The sequence below is a fragment of the Pseudomonas sp. J452 genome (assembly GCF_024666525.1).
Taxonomy (GTDB): Bacteria; Pseudomonadota; Gammaproteobacteria; order Pseudomonadales; family Pseudomonadaceae; genus Aquipseudomonas.
Map to the genome: position 1 here is coordinate 1,484,324 of NZ_CP088294.1, position 15,524 is coordinate 1,499,847.

The window sequence follows — 15,524 nt, forward strand, 5'->3', positions numbered from 1 at the left end:
ATGGTCTTGCCGCGCCTGCCGGTGCTAGGATACGAAGCCTCCATTCTAGACATTGCGCTGCTTAGCGCCTAGCTGCCCATGACCTCTTCGAATTCGCCGTACTCCGCTTTCGCCGCCCTGCTCGCCAGCAGTGGCAAACCCGTTTCCCCTGCCGAGCTGCACGGCCTGCTGCTCGGTCGCAGCTGCGCCGGTGCCGGCTTCGAACCCGAGGCCTGGATTCAGGACGCCGTCGAGCTGCTCGGCGACGAGCCGGCCGACAACGTGCGCCAGGCGCTGATCGGCCTGCAGGAAATGGTCAAGGGCGAGCTGACCAGCACTGACATCACCGTGGTCCTGCTGCTGCCCAGCGACGATGCGCCGCTGATCGAACGCGCCCAGGCGCTGGGTCAGTGGTGCCAGGGCTTTCTCGACGGTTTCGGCATGATCCTCGGCAGCACCGCGCTAAGCGGCGAAGCCATGGAGGTGCTGCAGGACCTGTCCGCCATCGCCCAGGTGCAGAGCGCCCTGGAAGAGTCCGAGGACGGCGAGAACGATTACATGGAAGTGATGGAATACCTGCGTGTTGCCCCGCTGCTGCTGTTCACCGAGTGCGCCAAGCTGGCGCCGGTGGCGGCGGCCAAACCTTCCCTGCATTAAGGTCGGATATCGCCATGATCAGCATCCCCAAGTCGGAATACGCCCGGCGGCGCAAGGCGCTGATGGCGCAAATGGAACCCAACAGCATCGCCATCCTGCCGGCGGCGCCGGTGTACATCCGCAACCGCGATGTCGAGCATATCTACCGCCAGGACAGCGACTTCCAGTACCTCAGCGGCTTCCCCGAGCCGGAAGCGGTGCTGGTACTGATCCCCGGCCGGGCCCATGGCGAATACGTGATGTTCTGTCGCGAGCGTGATCCGGAGCGTGAGCTGTGGGACGGCCTGCGCGCCGGCCAGGATGGCGCGATCAGCAACTTCGGCGCCGACGATGCCTTCCCTATCGGTGATATCGACGACATCCTGCCCGGCCTGATCGAAGGCCGCGAGCGGGTCTACTACGGCATCGGCCGTAACCAGGAGTTCGACCATCGGTTGATGGAGTGGGTCAACGTGATCCGCTCCAAGGCTCGCCAGGGCGCCACTCCACCGAATGAATTCGTCGCCCTCGACCATGTGCTGCACGACATGCGCCTGTACAAGTCGGCCAATGAAGTGAAGGTGATGAGGGAGGCCGCCGAGATCAGCTCGCGTGCGCACATCCGCGCCATGCAGACCAGCCGTGCCGGCCTCGCCGAGTACCACCTGGAAGCCGAGCTGGATTACGAGTTCCGCAAGGGCGGAGCGAAGATGCCGGCCTACGGCTCGATTGTCGCCGCCGGCCGCAACGCCTGCATCCTGCACTACCGCGAGAACGATGCACCACTCAAGGATGGCGATCTGGTGCTGATCGACGCCGGCTGCGAGATCGACTGCTACGCCAGCGACATCACCCGCACCTTCCCGGTCAGCGGTACGTTCTCAGCCGAGCAGAAGGCCATCTACGAGCTGGTGCTCAAGGCCAACGAGGAAGCGTTCAAGCACATCGCCCCGGGCAAGCACTGGAACGAAGCCCATGAGGCCACCGTGCGGGTGATCACTGCCGGCCTGGTCGAGCTGGGTCTGCTTGAAGGCGCGGTCGACGAGCTGATCGCGGCTGAAGCCTACAAGCCTTTCTACATGCACCGCGCCGGCCACTGGCTGGGCATGGACGTGCACGATGTCGGCGAATACAAGGTCGGCGGCGAGTGGCGCGTGCTCGAAGTGGGTATGGCGATGACCGTCGAGCCGGGCATCTATATCGCCGTGGACAACCAGAACGTGGCCAAGAAGTGGCGCGGCATCGGCGTGCGCATCGAGGACGACGTGGTGGTGACCAAGAGCGGTTGCGAAATCCTCACCACCGGCGTGCCGAAGACGGTCGCCGAGATCGAGGCGCTGATGGCTGCCGCCCGCAGCCAGGCGGCCTGAGTCGATGAAGCGTGTGCAGCTGGCCATTATTGGCGGGGGTATTGATCGGCTCGGCGCCAGCCTGATGCTGGTGTTGCCAGCGGGAGCGGCCTGATGGCGCGGGTACAGCTGGCCATTATCGGCGGTGGCCTGGTCGGCGCGAGCCTGGCCCTGGCCCTGCAGTCCGGGGCCAAGGCGCGTGGCTGGCAGATCGTGCTGGTCGAACCGTTCGCTCCCGGCGACAGTTACCAGCCCAGCTACGACGCGCGCTCCACGGCGCTGTCCTTCGGTACCCGGCAGATCTATGAGCGCCTCGGCCTGTGGCCGGCGATCAGCCCGCGCGCCGAGGCAATCACTCAGATCCATGTCTCCGACCGCGGCCGTTTCGGCGCCGCGCGCCTGAGTGCCGAGGACGAAGGCGTCGCGGCCCTCGGCTATGTGGTGGAAAACGCCTGGCTCGGCCACTGCCTGTGGCAGGCCCTCGACCGCGACGTGGTGAGCTGGCGCTGCCCGGCCGAAGTCACCCGCCTGCAAGCTCTCGGTGATGGCTACCGGCTGACCCTCAACGACGAGGAAATCCTCGACTGCGACCTTGCCGTGCTGGCCGATGGTGGGCGCTCCGGCCTGCGCGAGCAGCTGGGCATCGCGGTGCGCCACACGCCCTATGGGCAGACGGCGCTGATCGCCAATATCAGCCCTACCGAGCCACATGCCGGCCAGGCCTTCGAGCGTTTCACCGACCAAGGGCCGATGGCCATGCTGCCGCTGGCGGACAACCGCTGCGCGCTGGTCTGGACTCGCCCCGGCAATGACGCTGCGCGCCTGCAGGCGCTGGATGAGCGTGCCTTTCTCGGCGAGCTGCAGCAGGCCTTCGGCTACCGCCTCGGCGCCTTGCGTCAGGTCGGTGCCCGGCATACCTATCCGCTGGCGCTGGTAGAGGCCCAGGAGCAGGTGCGCCCGCACCTGGTGGTGCTCGGCAATGCCGCGCACAGCCTGCATCCGGTGGCGGGGCAGGGCTACAACCTGGCCCTGCGCGATACTTTGGCGCTGGCCGACTGCCTGCTGGCCAGCCCGGCGCCGCTCGGCGATTTCGCCACCCTGCAGCGCTACCTGAGTGTCCAGCAGCAGGACCAGGCGCTGACCGTCGGCTTCTCCGACCGGGTCACCCGTCTGTTCGGTCGTAACGAGTCGCTGCTGGTGGCCGGCCGCACCCTCGGCCTGCTCGGCCTCGATCTGCTGCCGCCGGCCAAGCGCTGGTTCGCCCGCCAGGCCATGGGCCTGGGCACCCGTACTCTTTAGGAAGGTCATGAGTAACCGCCGACTGGCCCGCAAGGCGCGTTTGCTGCGCTGGGCGATGAATCTCTACCCGCCCTATCTGGGTGCGGGTATCCGCGTATTGAAGATGGCCCCGGATCTGCGCGCGATCCGTATTCGCATGGGCCTGGGCTGGTACAACCGCAACTATGTTGGCACCCAGTTCGGCGGCTCGCTGTATTCCATGACCGATCCCTTCTTCATGCTGATGATCATGGAAAACCTCGGCCGCGATTACATTGTCTGGGACAAGGCCGCGCACATCGATTTCGTCGCGCCGGGCAAGGGCCCGGTGTATGCCGATTTCCATATCGACGAGACGCTGCTGAGCGACATCCGCAGCCATACCGCCCAGGGCGACAAGTATTTGCCCGAGCTCAAGGTGGAAGTGCGCGACGGCGCCGGCAGCCTGGTGGCCACCGTACACAAGACTCTCTACGTCCGCCTCAAGCCGCGTGTGCGGCAAGTGGCATAAGGAAAAGCGATGCAAGCGGATCTGATCATCGTGGGTGCCGGCATGGTTGGCAGTGCCCTGGCTCTGGCCCTGGAACACAGCGGCCTGGATATCCTGGTGGTCGACGGCGGCCCACTGAGCATCAAGCCTTTCGCGGCCGACGCCGCCTTCGAGCCGCGGGTCAGCGCGCTGTCCGCCGCCAGCCAGCGCATTCTCGAACGCCTCGATGTGTGGCCGGGGATCGCCGCGCGGCGTGCCTCGGCCTACTGCGACATGCAGGTGTGGGACGGCTCCGGCACCGGCAGCGTGCATTTCTCCGCCGCCAGCGTGCATGCCGATACCCTCGGCCATATCGTCGAGAACCGCGTGGTCCAGGATGCCCTGCTCGAACGTCTGCACGACAGCCGCCTGGGCCTGCTCGGCAATGCGCGCCTGGAGCAGCTACGGCGTTCCGGCGATGGCTGGCTGCTCAAGCTGGCCGATGGCCGCGAGCTGCGTTCGTCGCTGCTGGTGGCCGCCGACGGCGCCAACTCGGCGGTGCGCCGCCTGGCCGGTTGCGCCACCCGCGAGTGGGATTACCTGCACCACGCCATCGTCACCAGCGTGCGCTGCGCCCGTCCGCACCAGGCCACGGCCTGGCAGCGTTTCACCGACGACGGCCCGCTGGCCTTTCTGCCGCTACGGCGTGGCGACGATGAGCATTGGTGCTCGATCGTCTGGTCGGCTGTGCCGGCTGAGGCTGAGCGGCTGATGGCGCTGGACGATGAGGCGTTCCGCCACGAACTGGGCAAGGCCTTCGAGTGGCGCCTGGGCGAGGTCAGCCAGGTCGACCCGCGTCTGTGCATCCCGCTGCGCCAGCGCCATGCCAAGCGCTATGTGGAAAGCGGTCTGGCGCTGATCGGCGACGCCGCCCACAGCATCCATCCGCTGGCCGGGCAGGGCGTCAACCTCGGTTTCCTCGATGCCGCGGTGCTGGCCGAAGTGCTGCTGCATGCCCTCGAGCGCGGCGAGCAGCCGAACGACGTGCGCGTGCTCAGCCGCTATGAGCGCCGGCGCATGCCGCACAACCTGGCGATGATGGCGGCCATGGAAGGCTTCGAGCGCCTGTTCCAGGCCGATCCATTGCCACTGCGCTGGTTGCGCAACAGCGGCCTGAACTGGGTCGACGAGTTGCCGGAGGCCAAGGCGCTGTTCGTCCGCCAGGCCCTGGGGCTGTCGGGGGATCTGCCGCTGTTGGCGCGGGCCTGAGTTCAAAGCGATTGTTCTTCAAGGATGAAAGGGCAAAGTATGTTGAAACACATGTTCCGAGTAGCGCTGCCGTTGCTCTTGCTGGTTGCGGCTACGGGTTGTGGCACCTTGGTTGCGCGAGTGGGTGGGGCGGGAGCCTCATACCCGGTGGATACCTACAAGAGCACCAATAGCGATCTGTTGTATCTGGGCGTGCGCAGCGGCGTGAGCGGTAGTGGCAATCCCGAGGCGCTGATCTGCTGGATGATGATTGTCTGTCCGATTGTCGTCGTAGCCTCTCTTCCTGCAGATGTTTTGATCGATACCGTGCTCTTGCCGGTCGATGTGTTCGCCGAAGATGAGCAAGCAGAGTCGGTGCCTTTGTAACTGTGGCTGGCTTATTTGTTGAGAAGCTAAATAGTATTCACTACTATTCGACTCCTTCTTCTCAACATGAGGCGGCATCATGCAGGCTCGCACAGGTCTTATCGCTACCCTGGCTCTCACCGCACTGGCTACCAGCGTCCAGGCGGCCGATGAAGTGGTGGTCTACTCCGCGCGCATCGACGAGCTGATCAAGCCGGTGTTCGACGCCTACACCGCCAAGACCGGTACCCCGATCAAGTTCATCACCGACAAGGAAGCACCGCTGCTGGCGCGCCTCAAGGCCGAAGGGGCGAATACCCCGGCCGACCTGCTGATCACCGTGGATGCCGGCAACCTCTGGCAGGCCGAGCAGGAAGGCGTGCTCAAGCCGCTCGACTCGGCGGTGATCGAGGCCAACATCCCGGCCCAGTACCGCTCCAGCACCGGTGCCTGGACTGGCCTGTCGCTGCGCGCGCGGACCATTTTCTACTCCACCGAGCGGGTCAAGCCGGAAGAACTGTCGACCTACGAAGCCCTGGCTGACAGCAACTGGGAAGGCCGTCTGTGCCTGCGCACCAGCAAGAAGGTCTACAACCAGTCGCTGACCGCCACCCTGATCGAGGCCCATGGCGAAGCCAAGGCCGAAGAGATCGTCAAAGGCTGGGTCAACAACCTGGCCACCGACGTGTTCGCCGATGACACCGCCCTGCTCCAGGCCATCGACGCTGGCCAGTGCGACGTGGGCGTCACCAACACCTACTACTACGGCCGTCTGCACAAGCAGCAGCCGGATCTGAAGGTCAAGCCGTTCTGGCCGAACCAGGCCGACCGTGGCGTGCACGTCAACCTGTCCGGTGCCGGCGTGACCCTGCATGCACCGCATGCCGCCGAGGCGCAGAAGCTGCTGGAGTGGATGACCAGCGCCGAAGCGCAGAGCCTGTTCGCCGACGTCAACCAGGAATACCCGGCCAATCCGGCGGTCAAGCCGTCTGCCGAAGTGGCCGCCTGGGGCAGCTTCAAGGCCGACAGCGTGCCGATGGAAGTGGCGGGCAAGCGCCAGGCCGAGGCGACCAAGCTGATGGATCGCGCCGGCTGGAACTAAGCCTGGCCGCATAGGCGCTGCCCTGCGGCCGAGCGCCGCGCAGCGCCAACAAAGGTGAGTTCAACCGTTATACTCGACGCCCCGGCCAGTCCGGGGCGTTCTGTTTTCTGCCGTCGAGGAAGTTGCGTGGCCCATCCCGCCCAGCGTCGCTGGTATCCCATCGCCTTTGCCATCGCCGCCCTGGTTCTGCTGCCGCTGTCGGTGTTGCTGCTGTCCTGGCACGAGGTCGATCAGAGCATCTGGGCGCACCTGTGGCAGACGCAATTGCCGCGCCTGCTGGGTAATACCCTGCTGCTGGTGGTCGGTGTTGGCACCGGCGTGGTGCTGCTGGGTGTCAGCCTGGCCTGGCTGACCAGCCTTTGCGAGTTTCCCGGGCGGCGCTGGCTGGACTGGGCGCTGATGCTGCCATTCGCCATTCCCGCCTACGTGCTGGCCTTCGTCTTCGTCGGCCTGCTGGACTTTGCCGGGCCGCTGCAGACCCTGGCCCGCGACTGGTTCGGCAGCGGCCTGCGCTTTCCGCGGGTGCGCTCCAGCGGCGGTGTGATCATCGTCCTGGTGCTGGTGTTCTACCCCTACGTCTACCTGCTCGCCCGCGGCGCCTTTCTGGCCCAGGGCAAGGGCCTGATGGAGGCGGCACGGGTGCTCGGCCAGTCGCCCTGGCAGGCATTCTGGCGTGTCGCCCTGCCGATGGCGCGCCCGGCCATCGGTGCCGGCCTGGCGTTGGCGATCATGGAGACCCTGGCCGACTTCGGCGCGGTCTCGGTGTTCAACTTCGATACCTTCACCACGGCCATCTACAAGACCTGGTACAGCTTCTACAGTCTGTCCAGCGCCACCCAGCTGGCCAGCCTGCTGCTGCTGGCGGTGCTGCTTGTGCTCTATGGCGAGCGCCGTGCGCGGGGCGCCACACGGCCGGCCAGCGAGCGACCGCGGGGCAAGCCGCTGTACCACCTGCGCGGCTGGCAGGCGGCGCTGGCCAGCGGCTGGTGTGGCCTGGTGTTCACCTGCGCCTTCGTCGTGCCGATGGCGCAGTTGCTGGTGTGGTTTTTCCAGCGCGGTCGTTTCGATCTGGATGAGCGTTATGTTGGGCTGATCCTGCACACCCTTTATCTGGGTGGCCTGGCGGCCCTGCTCACCGTCAGTGTCGCCCTGCTGCTGGCCTTCGCTAGGCGCCAGGCACCGACCCGTGGTATCCACGCCGCGGTGGGCCTGGCCAACCTCGGCTATGCGCTGCCCGGCTCGGTGCTGGCGGTGGCGGTGATGCTGGCGTTCAGTTACCTGGACAATCACCTGGTCATCCCGCTCTCCAGCTGGCTGGGCGGGGCTGGCAAGCCGCTGTTGCTGGGCAGCCTGGGCGCTTTGCTGCTGGCCTACCTGGTGCGCTTCATGGCGGTCGCCTACGGGCCGCTGGAGAGCAGCCTGGCGCGCATTCGCCCGTCATTGCCGCAGGCTTCGCGCAGCCTCGGCGTAGGTGGCCCGCAGCTGTTCCTGCGGGTCTATCTGCCGCTGCTGGTGCCGGGCGCGCTGAGCGCCGCGCTGCTGGTGTTCGTCGATGTGCTCAAGGAAATGCCGGCGACCCTGCTGATGCGCCCCTTCGGCTGGGACACCCTGTCGGTACGGGTGTTCGAGATGACCAGCGAGGGCGAGTGGGCGCGTGCCGCGTTGCCGGCGCTGAGCCTGGTGCTGGTCGGCCTGTTGCCGGTGATCGGTCTGATTCGGCGCTCGGCGCGCCAGCCGGGACACTAACCCCAGGCGCTGTGCCTCGCTCGTCTGTGCTTCGCCGACCTTGACCGGGCGGTCATTTTGCGAGATGACCAGACGCCTTTGCGGGGCTACAATGCGCGCCTGCTGACGCAGCCCGACCATGAACCCCGCATCCGCTGCAGGCCCCGGCCGGCGCGGGCGGGCGTCTAGCGCAAGGAGTTACCCATGGGACAACGTACCCCTCTGTACGAACAGCATCTGGCGCTTGGCGCCAAGATGGTCGATTTCGGTGGCTGGGACATGCCACTGCACTACGGCTCGCAAGTCGAGGAGCACCATCAGGTGCGCCGTGACTGCGGCGTGTTCGACGTTTCCCACATGACCGTGGTCGATGTCACCGGCCCTCAGGCCCAGGCCTGGCTGCAGTACCTGCTGGCCAACGACGTGGCGCGTCTGAAAACTCCGGGCAAGGCCCTCTACAGCGGCATGCTCAACGAGCGCGGCGGCGTGGTCGACGACCTGATCGTCTACCTCACTGACTGGGGCTACCGCGTGGTGGTCAACGCCGCCACCCGCGACAAGGACCTGGCCTGGATGCAGGCACACACCGCCGGCTTCGACGTCACCCTGGCCGAGCGCGCCGAACTGGCCATGCTCGCCATCCAGGGCCCGCAGGCCCGCGCCAAGACCGCCGAACTGGTCAGCGCCGCGCGCGCCGCGATGATCAATGAACTCAAGGTGTTCCAGGGCCTGCCGGAAGGCGACTGGTTCATCGCCCGCACCGGCTACACCGGTGAAGACGGCCTGGAAATCATGTTGCCGGCCGAACAGGCCGCCGCCTTCCTCAGCGAGCTGGTCGGTGCCGGCATCGCCCCGATCGGCCTCGGCGCGCGCGATACCCTGCGCCTGGAAGCCGGCATGAATCTGTACGGCCAGGACATGACCGACGACGTTTCGCCGCTGGCCGCCAACATGGCCTGGACCATTGCCTGGGAGCCGGCCGGGCGCCAGTTCGTCGGTCGCGGCGCCCTGGAAAGCCAGCGCGCCGAAGGCAGCCAGCCCAAGCTGGTCGGCCTGGTGCTGGAAGAGCGCGGCGTGCTGCGTGCCCACCAGGTGGTGCGCATCGAAGGCGTTGGCGAAGGCGAGATCACCAGCGGCAGTTTCTCGCCGACCCTCGGCAAGTCCATTGCCCTGGCCCGCGTGCCAGCGGCCACCGGCGAACGCGCCGAAGTAGAGATTCGCGGCAAGTGGTACCCGGTGCGCGTCGTGCAAGCCAACTTTGTGCGTAACGGCAAAGCCACTATCTAACTGCTAACTTTCCCGGGCGGGCTACCCGCCACCTGATCCTGAGGACACCCTGATGAGCACTATTCCCGCCGATCTGCGTTTTGCTGCCAGCCACGAGTGGGCCCGCCTCGAAGCGGATGGCACCGTCACCGTGGGTATTTCCGACCACGCTCAGGAAGCCCTGGGTGACGTGGTCTACGTCGAACTGCCGGAAGTCGGCAAGCAGCTGGCCGCTGGCCAGGAAGCCGGTGTGGTGGAGTCGGTGAAAGCCGCTTCGGACATCTACGCACCGATCGCCGGTGAAGTCATCGCGGTCAACGAGGCGCTCAGCGACAGCCCCGAGCAGGTCAACGGCGAACCCTACGCCGCCTGGTTCTTCAAGCTGCAGCCGAGCAATGCCGCCGACCTCGACAGCCTGCTGGATGCCGCCGGCTACCAAGCCGCCTGCGACGCCGACGCTTAAGACGGCTTAAGTTCCGGCCTGAAACCCTGCTTGTAGAGCCTCGATTCGTCGAGGCTCTGTCATTTCCCGAGAGCCACACCATGTCCCAGACGCCCCGTCTCGCCCAGTTGCACCAGCCCGATGCCTTCCTCCGTCGTCACCTCGGCCCCGATGCCGGCGAGCAGCAAGCCATGCTCTCCGTCCTCGGCGTCGCCGACCGTGACGAACTGATCGTGCAGACGGTGCCACCGGCCATCCGCCTGAATGGCCCGCTGGCCCTGCCGGCGGCACTGGACGAGCAGGGCGCCCTGGCCAAGCTCAAGGGTTATGCGCAGCAGAACCAGCAGTGGACCAGCCTGATCGGCATGGGCTACCACGGCACCCTGACTCCGACCGTGATCCTGCGTAACGTGCTGGAGAACCCGGGCTGGTACACCGCCTACACCCCCTACCAGCCGGAAATCGCCCAGGGTCGCCTGGAGGCGCTGCTGAACTTCCAGCAGCTGACCATCGACCTCACCGGCCTCGACCTGGCCAGTGCCTCGCTGCTCGACGAAGCCACTGCCGCTGGCGAAGCCATGGCCCTGGCCAAGCGCGTGGCCAAATCGAAGAGCAATCTGTTCTTCGTCGACGAGAATTGCCACCCGCAGATCATCTCCGTGGTGCAGACCCGTGCCGAAGGTTTCGGCCTGGAAGTGCTGGTCGGCAACCTCGATGAGCTGAGCCAGCACCAGGTATTCGGCGCCCTGCTGCAGTACCCGGACACCCACGGCGAGATCCGCGACCTGCGTCCGATCATTGCCGCGCTGCACGCCCAGCAGGCCCTGGCCTGCGTCTCGGCCGACCTGCTGTCGCTGCTGCTGCTGACCCCGCCGGGTGAGCTGGGCGCCGACGTGGTGTTCGGTTCGGCCCAGCGCTTCGGCGTGCCGATGGGCTACGGCGGCCCGCACGCGGCGTTCTTCGCCACCAGCGATGCCTACAAGCGCGCCATGCCGGGCCGGATCATCGGCGTGTCCAAGGATGCCCGCGGCAACACCGCGCTGCGCATGGCCCTGCAGACCCGCGAGCAGCACATCCGCCGCGAGAAGGCCAACTCCAACATCTGCACCTCGCAGGTGCTGCTGGCCAACATCGCCAGCTGCTACGCCGTCTACCACGGCCCGCAAGGCCTCAAGCAGATCGCCCAGCGCGTGCACCGGCTGACCGCCATCCTCGCCGCCGGTCTGGCGCAGAAGGGTGTGCAGCGCGACAACCAGCACTTCTTCGACACCCTGACCCTGGAAGTGGGCGGCATGCAGACCGCCATCATCGAGTCGGCCAAGGCGGCGCGCATCAACCTGCGTATCCTCGGCCGCGGCAAGCTGGGTGTGAGCCTGGACGAGACCTGCAGCGCGCAGACCGTCGAGCAGCTGTTCGCCATCTTCCTCGGTGCTGACCACGGTCTGAGCGTGGCCGAACTGGATGCCGGTGAACTGCCGCAAGGCATCCCGAGCGAGCTGCTGCGCAGCTCGGCCTACCTGAGCCACCCGGTGTTCAACACGCACCACAGCGAAACCGCCATGCTGCGCTACCTCAAGCGCCTGGAGAACAAGGATCTGGCCCTCAACCAGTCGATGATCCCGCTGGGCTCCTGCACCATGAAGCTCAACGCCACCAGCGAGATGATCCCGATCACCTGGCCGGAATTCGCCAGCCTGCACCCCTTCGTGCCGACCGAGCAGGCCCAGGGTTACAAGCTGATGATCGACGAGCTGGAAGAGTGGCTGCGCGCCATCACCGGCTTCGACGCCATCTGCACCCAGCCCAACTCCGGCGCCCAGGGCGAATACGCCGGCCTGCTGGCGATCCGCAAGTACCACCAGAGCCGTGGCGATGGCCACCGCGACATCTGCCTGATTCCGGCTTCGGCCCACGGCACCAACCCGGCTACCGCGCAGATGCTGAGCATGCGCGTGGTGGTGGTGGACTGCGACGCCGCCGGCAACGTCGACTTTGATGACCTCAAACTCAAGGTGGCTGAGGCCGGCGACAAACTGGCCTGCCTGATGATCACCTACCCGTCGACCCACGGCGTGTACGAAGAAGGCATCCGCGACATCTGCGACGCGGTGCATGCCGCCGGTGGCCAGGTGTACATGGACGGCGCCAACCTCAACGCCCAGGTCGGCCTGGCCCGTCCGGCCGATATCGGCGCCGACGTGTCGCACATGAACCTGCACAAGACCTTCTGCATTCCCCACGGCGGTGGCGGCCCGGGCATGGGCCCGATCGGCGTGCGCGCACACCTGGCGCCGTTCGTCGCCAACCACCCGGTGATCGAGCTGCAGGGCCCGAACCCGCAGAACACCGCGGTCAGCGCCGCGCCCTGGGGCAGCGCGAGCATCCTGCCGATCAGCTGGATGTATATCGCCATGATGGGCCCGCAACTGGCCGATGCCACCGAAGTGGCGATCCTCAACGCCAACTACCTGGCCAGCCAGCTGACCGGTGCCTTCCCGGTGCTCTACACCGGCCGCAACGACCGCGTCGCCCATGAGTGCATCTTGGATCTGCGCCCACTCAAGGCGGAAACCGGGATCAGCGAGGAAGACGTCGCCAAGCGCCTGATGGACTACGGCTTCCACGCGCCGACCATGTCCTTCCCGGTGGCGGGCACGTTGATGATCGAGCCGACCGAGAGTGAGTCCAAGGAAGAGCTGGATCGCTTTATCAGCGCCATGCTCAGCATCCGTGCGGAGATCGCCAAGGTCGCCAGCGGCGAGTGGCCAGCCGAGAACAACCCGCTGAAGAACGCCCCGCACACCCTGGCCGACGTCACCGGCGTGTGGGAGCGGCCGTACAGCATCGAGGAAGCGGTCACGCCGTCCGCGCACACCCGCGCGCACAAGTACTGGCCGGCGGTGAACCGGATCGACAACGTGTTCGGCGACCGCAACCTGTTCTGCGCCTGCGTGCCGATGGACGACTACCGCGAGTAAATCGCGCGAGTGCCATGAAAACCGCCTTCGGGCGGTTTTTTATTGCCGGCGATTTCTCCTGCGCAAACGGCTGCAGCCGCGAATTCCTGCGTATATGGGTCAGGCTGCGGAGAAAAGCCGAAGCCCGCTCAAGGCTTTGCTACGCTCTTGATCTGGGGCAGTGCGGTAAATATTTCTGCAGTCATAGTGCCCCAGAGTAGCGGGCATGACGGATGCGGCGGGGGAGGCCGGCATCGTCAGGGTTAGTCCGCTGCACATCAGGCTACTCACATTCACGTTGCCTGCTTCCGGCTCCTGAGGTGCCGGCGCCGGTTGCGTGTGGCAATCGATCAGGGAGTCTTCGATGGCTGAAGCAAGCAAGAAAATGAGCCTGATGGGGCTTACCACCCTGGTGGCGGTGAACATGATGGGTTCCGGCATCATCATGCTGCCGTCGAGCATGGCGCAGCTGGGGGCGGTATCGCTGCTGTCATGGATCATCACGGCCATCGGTTCCATGGCCATCGCCTACTGCTTCGCCCAGTGCGGCATCTACTGCCCGCGTTCAGGTGGCATGTCGGCATACAGCGAGGAGGCACACGGCAAGTCGGCGTTCTTCCTCTGCTCGTTTCTCTACTTCCTCTCGCTGGCCATCGGCAACGTAGCCATCGGCATTTCCGCGGTGGGCTACCTGACGCCGTTCTTCCCCTGGCTGGGCAGCGGTGCGATTCCCTTGTGCTTGGGCACCATCGGATTGATCTGGCTGACCACGGTGGCCAATTTCGGCGGCCCGAGCATCACCGGCAAGATCGGTGCGATCACCGTCTGGGGCGTGATCATTCCGGTGGCGGGGCTCAGCGTGATCGGCTGGTTCTGGTTCGACAGTGCGGTGTTTGCCGCGGCCTGGAATCCGAACAACCTGGCCACCAGCGATGCCATCGCGCAGAGCATTCCACTGACCCTGTGGGCTTTTCTCGGCATGGAGTCGGCGGCGCAGAACTCCGATGCGGTGGACAATCCCAAGCGCAACGTGCCACTGGCCTGCCTGTTCGGCACCCTCGGTGCGGCGGTGGTGTACATCCTCTCGACCACGGTGATCCAGGGCATCATCCCCAACGCCGAGCTGGCCAACTCCAGCGCGCCGTTCGCTTATGTCTATGCGCAGATGTTCAACCCGCTGGTCGGCAACATCATCATGATCCTCGCGGTGATGGCTTGCGTCGGCTCCCTGCTGGGCTGGCAGTTCACCCTCGGCCAGACCGCCAAGGTCACCGCCGAAGAGGGCATGTTTCCCAAGTTGTTCGCCCGGGTCAGCAAGCTGGATGCGCCGATTATCGGCATGATCGCCTGTGCCGTTCTGCAGACTTTACTGGCCCTGTCGACCATCTCGCCGAATGCCAGCGAGCAGTTCAGCAAGCTGGTCAACCTGGCCGCGGTGACCAACCTGATCCCTTACGTCACGGCGCTCTCCGGGTTGCTGGTGATCATGTACAAGGCCCAGGTCGGCACGGCGATCTTTACCCGCAACGTGGCGGTGCTGCTGGTAGCGATGCTCTATTGCTATTACGCGCTGTACGCCTCCGGCAAGGATGCGGTGTTCGGTGCGGCCATCGTTCTGGTCATCGGTTACCTGCTCTATGGCTTTATCACCCGGCGCTTCGTCGAGCTGCCAGCGGGCGCTCCAGCGGCAGGCGAGAAACCTTAGCGTTGGAACAGCCATCAGTCTTCGGGGAACAGACCATGACAGAAAAACCGATCAAATCGACCATCCGGACACTGCTCTGCCTGTTGCTGGCGCTGCCGTTGCTGGCCGCTGCCGACACCCTCGAACGGGTGCGCAGCAGCAATAGCATGACCCTGGCGTTCGTGCCGGATGTGGCGCCGTTCAGCAGCCAGCAGGGCGAGCAGGTCAGTGGTTATGGCATCGACCTGTGCCGGCGTATCGCGCAGAGAATCCAGACCGAGCTGGGAACTGGTGAGCTCAAGCTGAATTTCCTGGCGGTCGAGGACGCGCAGAAGACTGCTGCGCTGGCCACCGGCAAGGCCGACATTCTCTGCACACCGAGCCCGGAAAGCCTGGCTGCACGCCAGGCGGTGAGCTTCTCGGTGCCGGTCTACACCGCCGGCTTGGGTGTGTTGGTGCGCGAGGATGCGCCGCAGACCCTGCTGGCCGTGCTCAGCGGCCAGCCCGCACATAGTGGACCGACCTGGCGGGCCACGGTCAATCGCGGCCTGGCCCAGCACACCTACGTGACCATGAAAGGCGGTGTCACTCAGGCGTGGATTCTGGAGAAAGTGCGCCGGCTGGGTGTGGTGGTCAAACTGCTAGCGGTCGACGATTACGAGCAGGGCGTGGAATTGATCAGCAGCGGCAAGGCCGATGCGTTCTTCTCCGAGCGCATGTTTCTCGAGCACTACCTGAAGACCCATGACGGTACCGAGCAGTTGCAGGTATTGCCGCGCATCTTCGAGTCGCTGCCGGTGGCGCTGGCTGTGCCGCGCGGTGACGAGGATTGGCGTCTGCTGGTCGATAGCGCATTGAGCGAACTGTACCGCTCCGGTGAGCTCGAACGGCTGTATAGCGAGCACCTGGGCAAGCCGGGCGAGGCGGAGCAGGCGCTGTTCAAGGTCTATGCGCTGCCTTAGAGGTTGTTGCCAATCTTTTGCGATCTCGCTGATGGCGAACACGCTGGTGGATAAGCAAAGC

At 65.6% G+C, this 15,524-nt stretch carries 13 protein-coding genes; all 13 read left to right on the forward strand.

From position 1 onward, the window contains the following. The first annotated feature begins 78 nt into the window (after positions 1-78). Positions 79-636 (forward strand): YecA family protein, encoded by a 558-nt coding sequence (locus LRS11_RS06705; protein ID WP_260496088.1) that lies wholly within the window; start codon positions 79-81, stop codon positions 634-636. Positions 637-650: 14 nt separating this feature from the next. Beyond that, positions 651-1,985, forward strand: coding sequence for a Xaa-Pro aminopeptidase (gene pepP / locus LRS11_RS06710; RefSeq protein WP_260496089.1), 1,335 nt, complete (start codon positions 651-653; stop codon positions 1,983-1,985). 93 nt (positions 1,986-2,078) lie between these two features. Continuing rightward, positions 2,079-3,263 carry a 2-octaprenyl-6-methoxyphenyl hydroxylase gene (gene ubiH, locus LRS11_RS06715; RefSeq protein WP_260496090.1) on the forward strand — a complete coding sequence of 395 codons (1,185 nt, stop codon included), beginning with the start codon at positions 2,079-2,081 and terminating at the stop codon, positions 3,261-3,263. Positions 3,264-3,270: 7 nt separating this feature from the next. After that, positions 3,271-3,753 carry a DUF4442 domain-containing protein gene (locus LRS11_RS06720; RefSeq protein ID WP_260496091.1) on the forward strand — a complete coding sequence of 161 codons (483 nt, stop codon included), beginning with the start codon at positions 3,271-3,273 and terminating at the stop codon, positions 3,751-3,753. Between the two features lie 9 nt (positions 3,754-3,762). Then, positions 3,763-4,980, forward strand: a complete 1,218-nt coding sequence (locus LRS11_RS06725) for a 2-octaprenyl-3-methyl-6-methoxy-1,4-benzoquinol hydroxylase (RefSeq protein WP_260496092.1) — start codon at positions 3,763-3,765, stop codon at positions 4,978-4,980. A 147-nt stretch (positions 4,981-5,127) separates the two neighbouring features. Continuing rightward, a complete protein-coding gene (locus LRS11_RS06730; protein WP_260496093.1) occupies positions 5,128-5,346 on the forward strand; it encodes a YceK/YidQ family lipoprotein in 219 nt (72 codons plus the stop codon). A gap of 79 nt (positions 5,347-5,425) precedes the next feature. Continuing rightward, positions 5,426-6,427: an extracellular solute-binding protein gene (locus tag LRS11_RS06735; RefSeq protein ID WP_260496094.1), complete on the forward strand. Its 1,002-nt coding sequence runs from the start codon at positions 5,426-5,428 to the stop codon at positions 6,425-6,427. Between the two features lie 126 nt (positions 6,428-6,553). Next, positions 6,554-8,173 carry an iron ABC transporter permease gene (locus LRS11_RS06740; protein WP_260496095.1) on the forward strand — a complete coding sequence of 540 codons (1,620 nt, stop codon included), beginning with the start codon at positions 6,554-6,556 and terminating at the stop codon, positions 8,171-8,173. A gap of 183 nt (positions 8,174-8,356) precedes the next feature. Continuing rightward, positions 8,357-9,439, forward strand: a complete 1,083-nt coding sequence (gcvT, locus tag LRS11_RS06745; protein WP_260496096.1) for a glycine cleavage system aminomethyltransferase GcvT — start codon at positions 8,357-8,359, stop codon at positions 9,437-9,439. Positions 9,440-9,491: 52 nt separating this feature from the next. Then, positions 9,492-9,881: a glycine cleavage system protein GcvH gene (gcvH, locus tag LRS11_RS06750; protein ID WP_260496097.1), complete on the forward strand. Its 390-nt coding sequence runs from the start codon at positions 9,492-9,494 to the stop codon at positions 9,879-9,881. A gap of 80 nt (positions 9,882-9,961) precedes the next feature. Then, complete coding sequence (gcvP, locus tag LRS11_RS06755; RefSeq protein WP_260496098.1) at positions 9,962-12,838, forward strand: aminomethyl-transferring glycine dehydrogenase; 2,877 nt, start codon at positions 9,962-9,964, stop codon at positions 12,836-12,838. A 343-nt stretch (positions 12,839-13,181) separates the two neighbouring features. Then, on the forward strand, positions 13,182-14,522 hold the full coding sequence (gene potE, locus LRS11_RS06760; protein WP_260496099.1) for a putrescine-ornithine antiporter: 1,341 nt from the start codon (positions 13,182-13,184) through the stop codon (positions 14,520-14,522). A 35-nt stretch (positions 14,523-14,557) separates the two neighbouring features. Beyond that, entirely contained in the window at positions 14,558-15,463 is a 906-nt protein-coding gene (locus LRS11_RS06765; protein WP_260496100.1) for an amino acid ABC transporter substrate-binding protein, read from the forward strand. Positions 15,464-15,524: the final 61 nt, after the last annotated feature.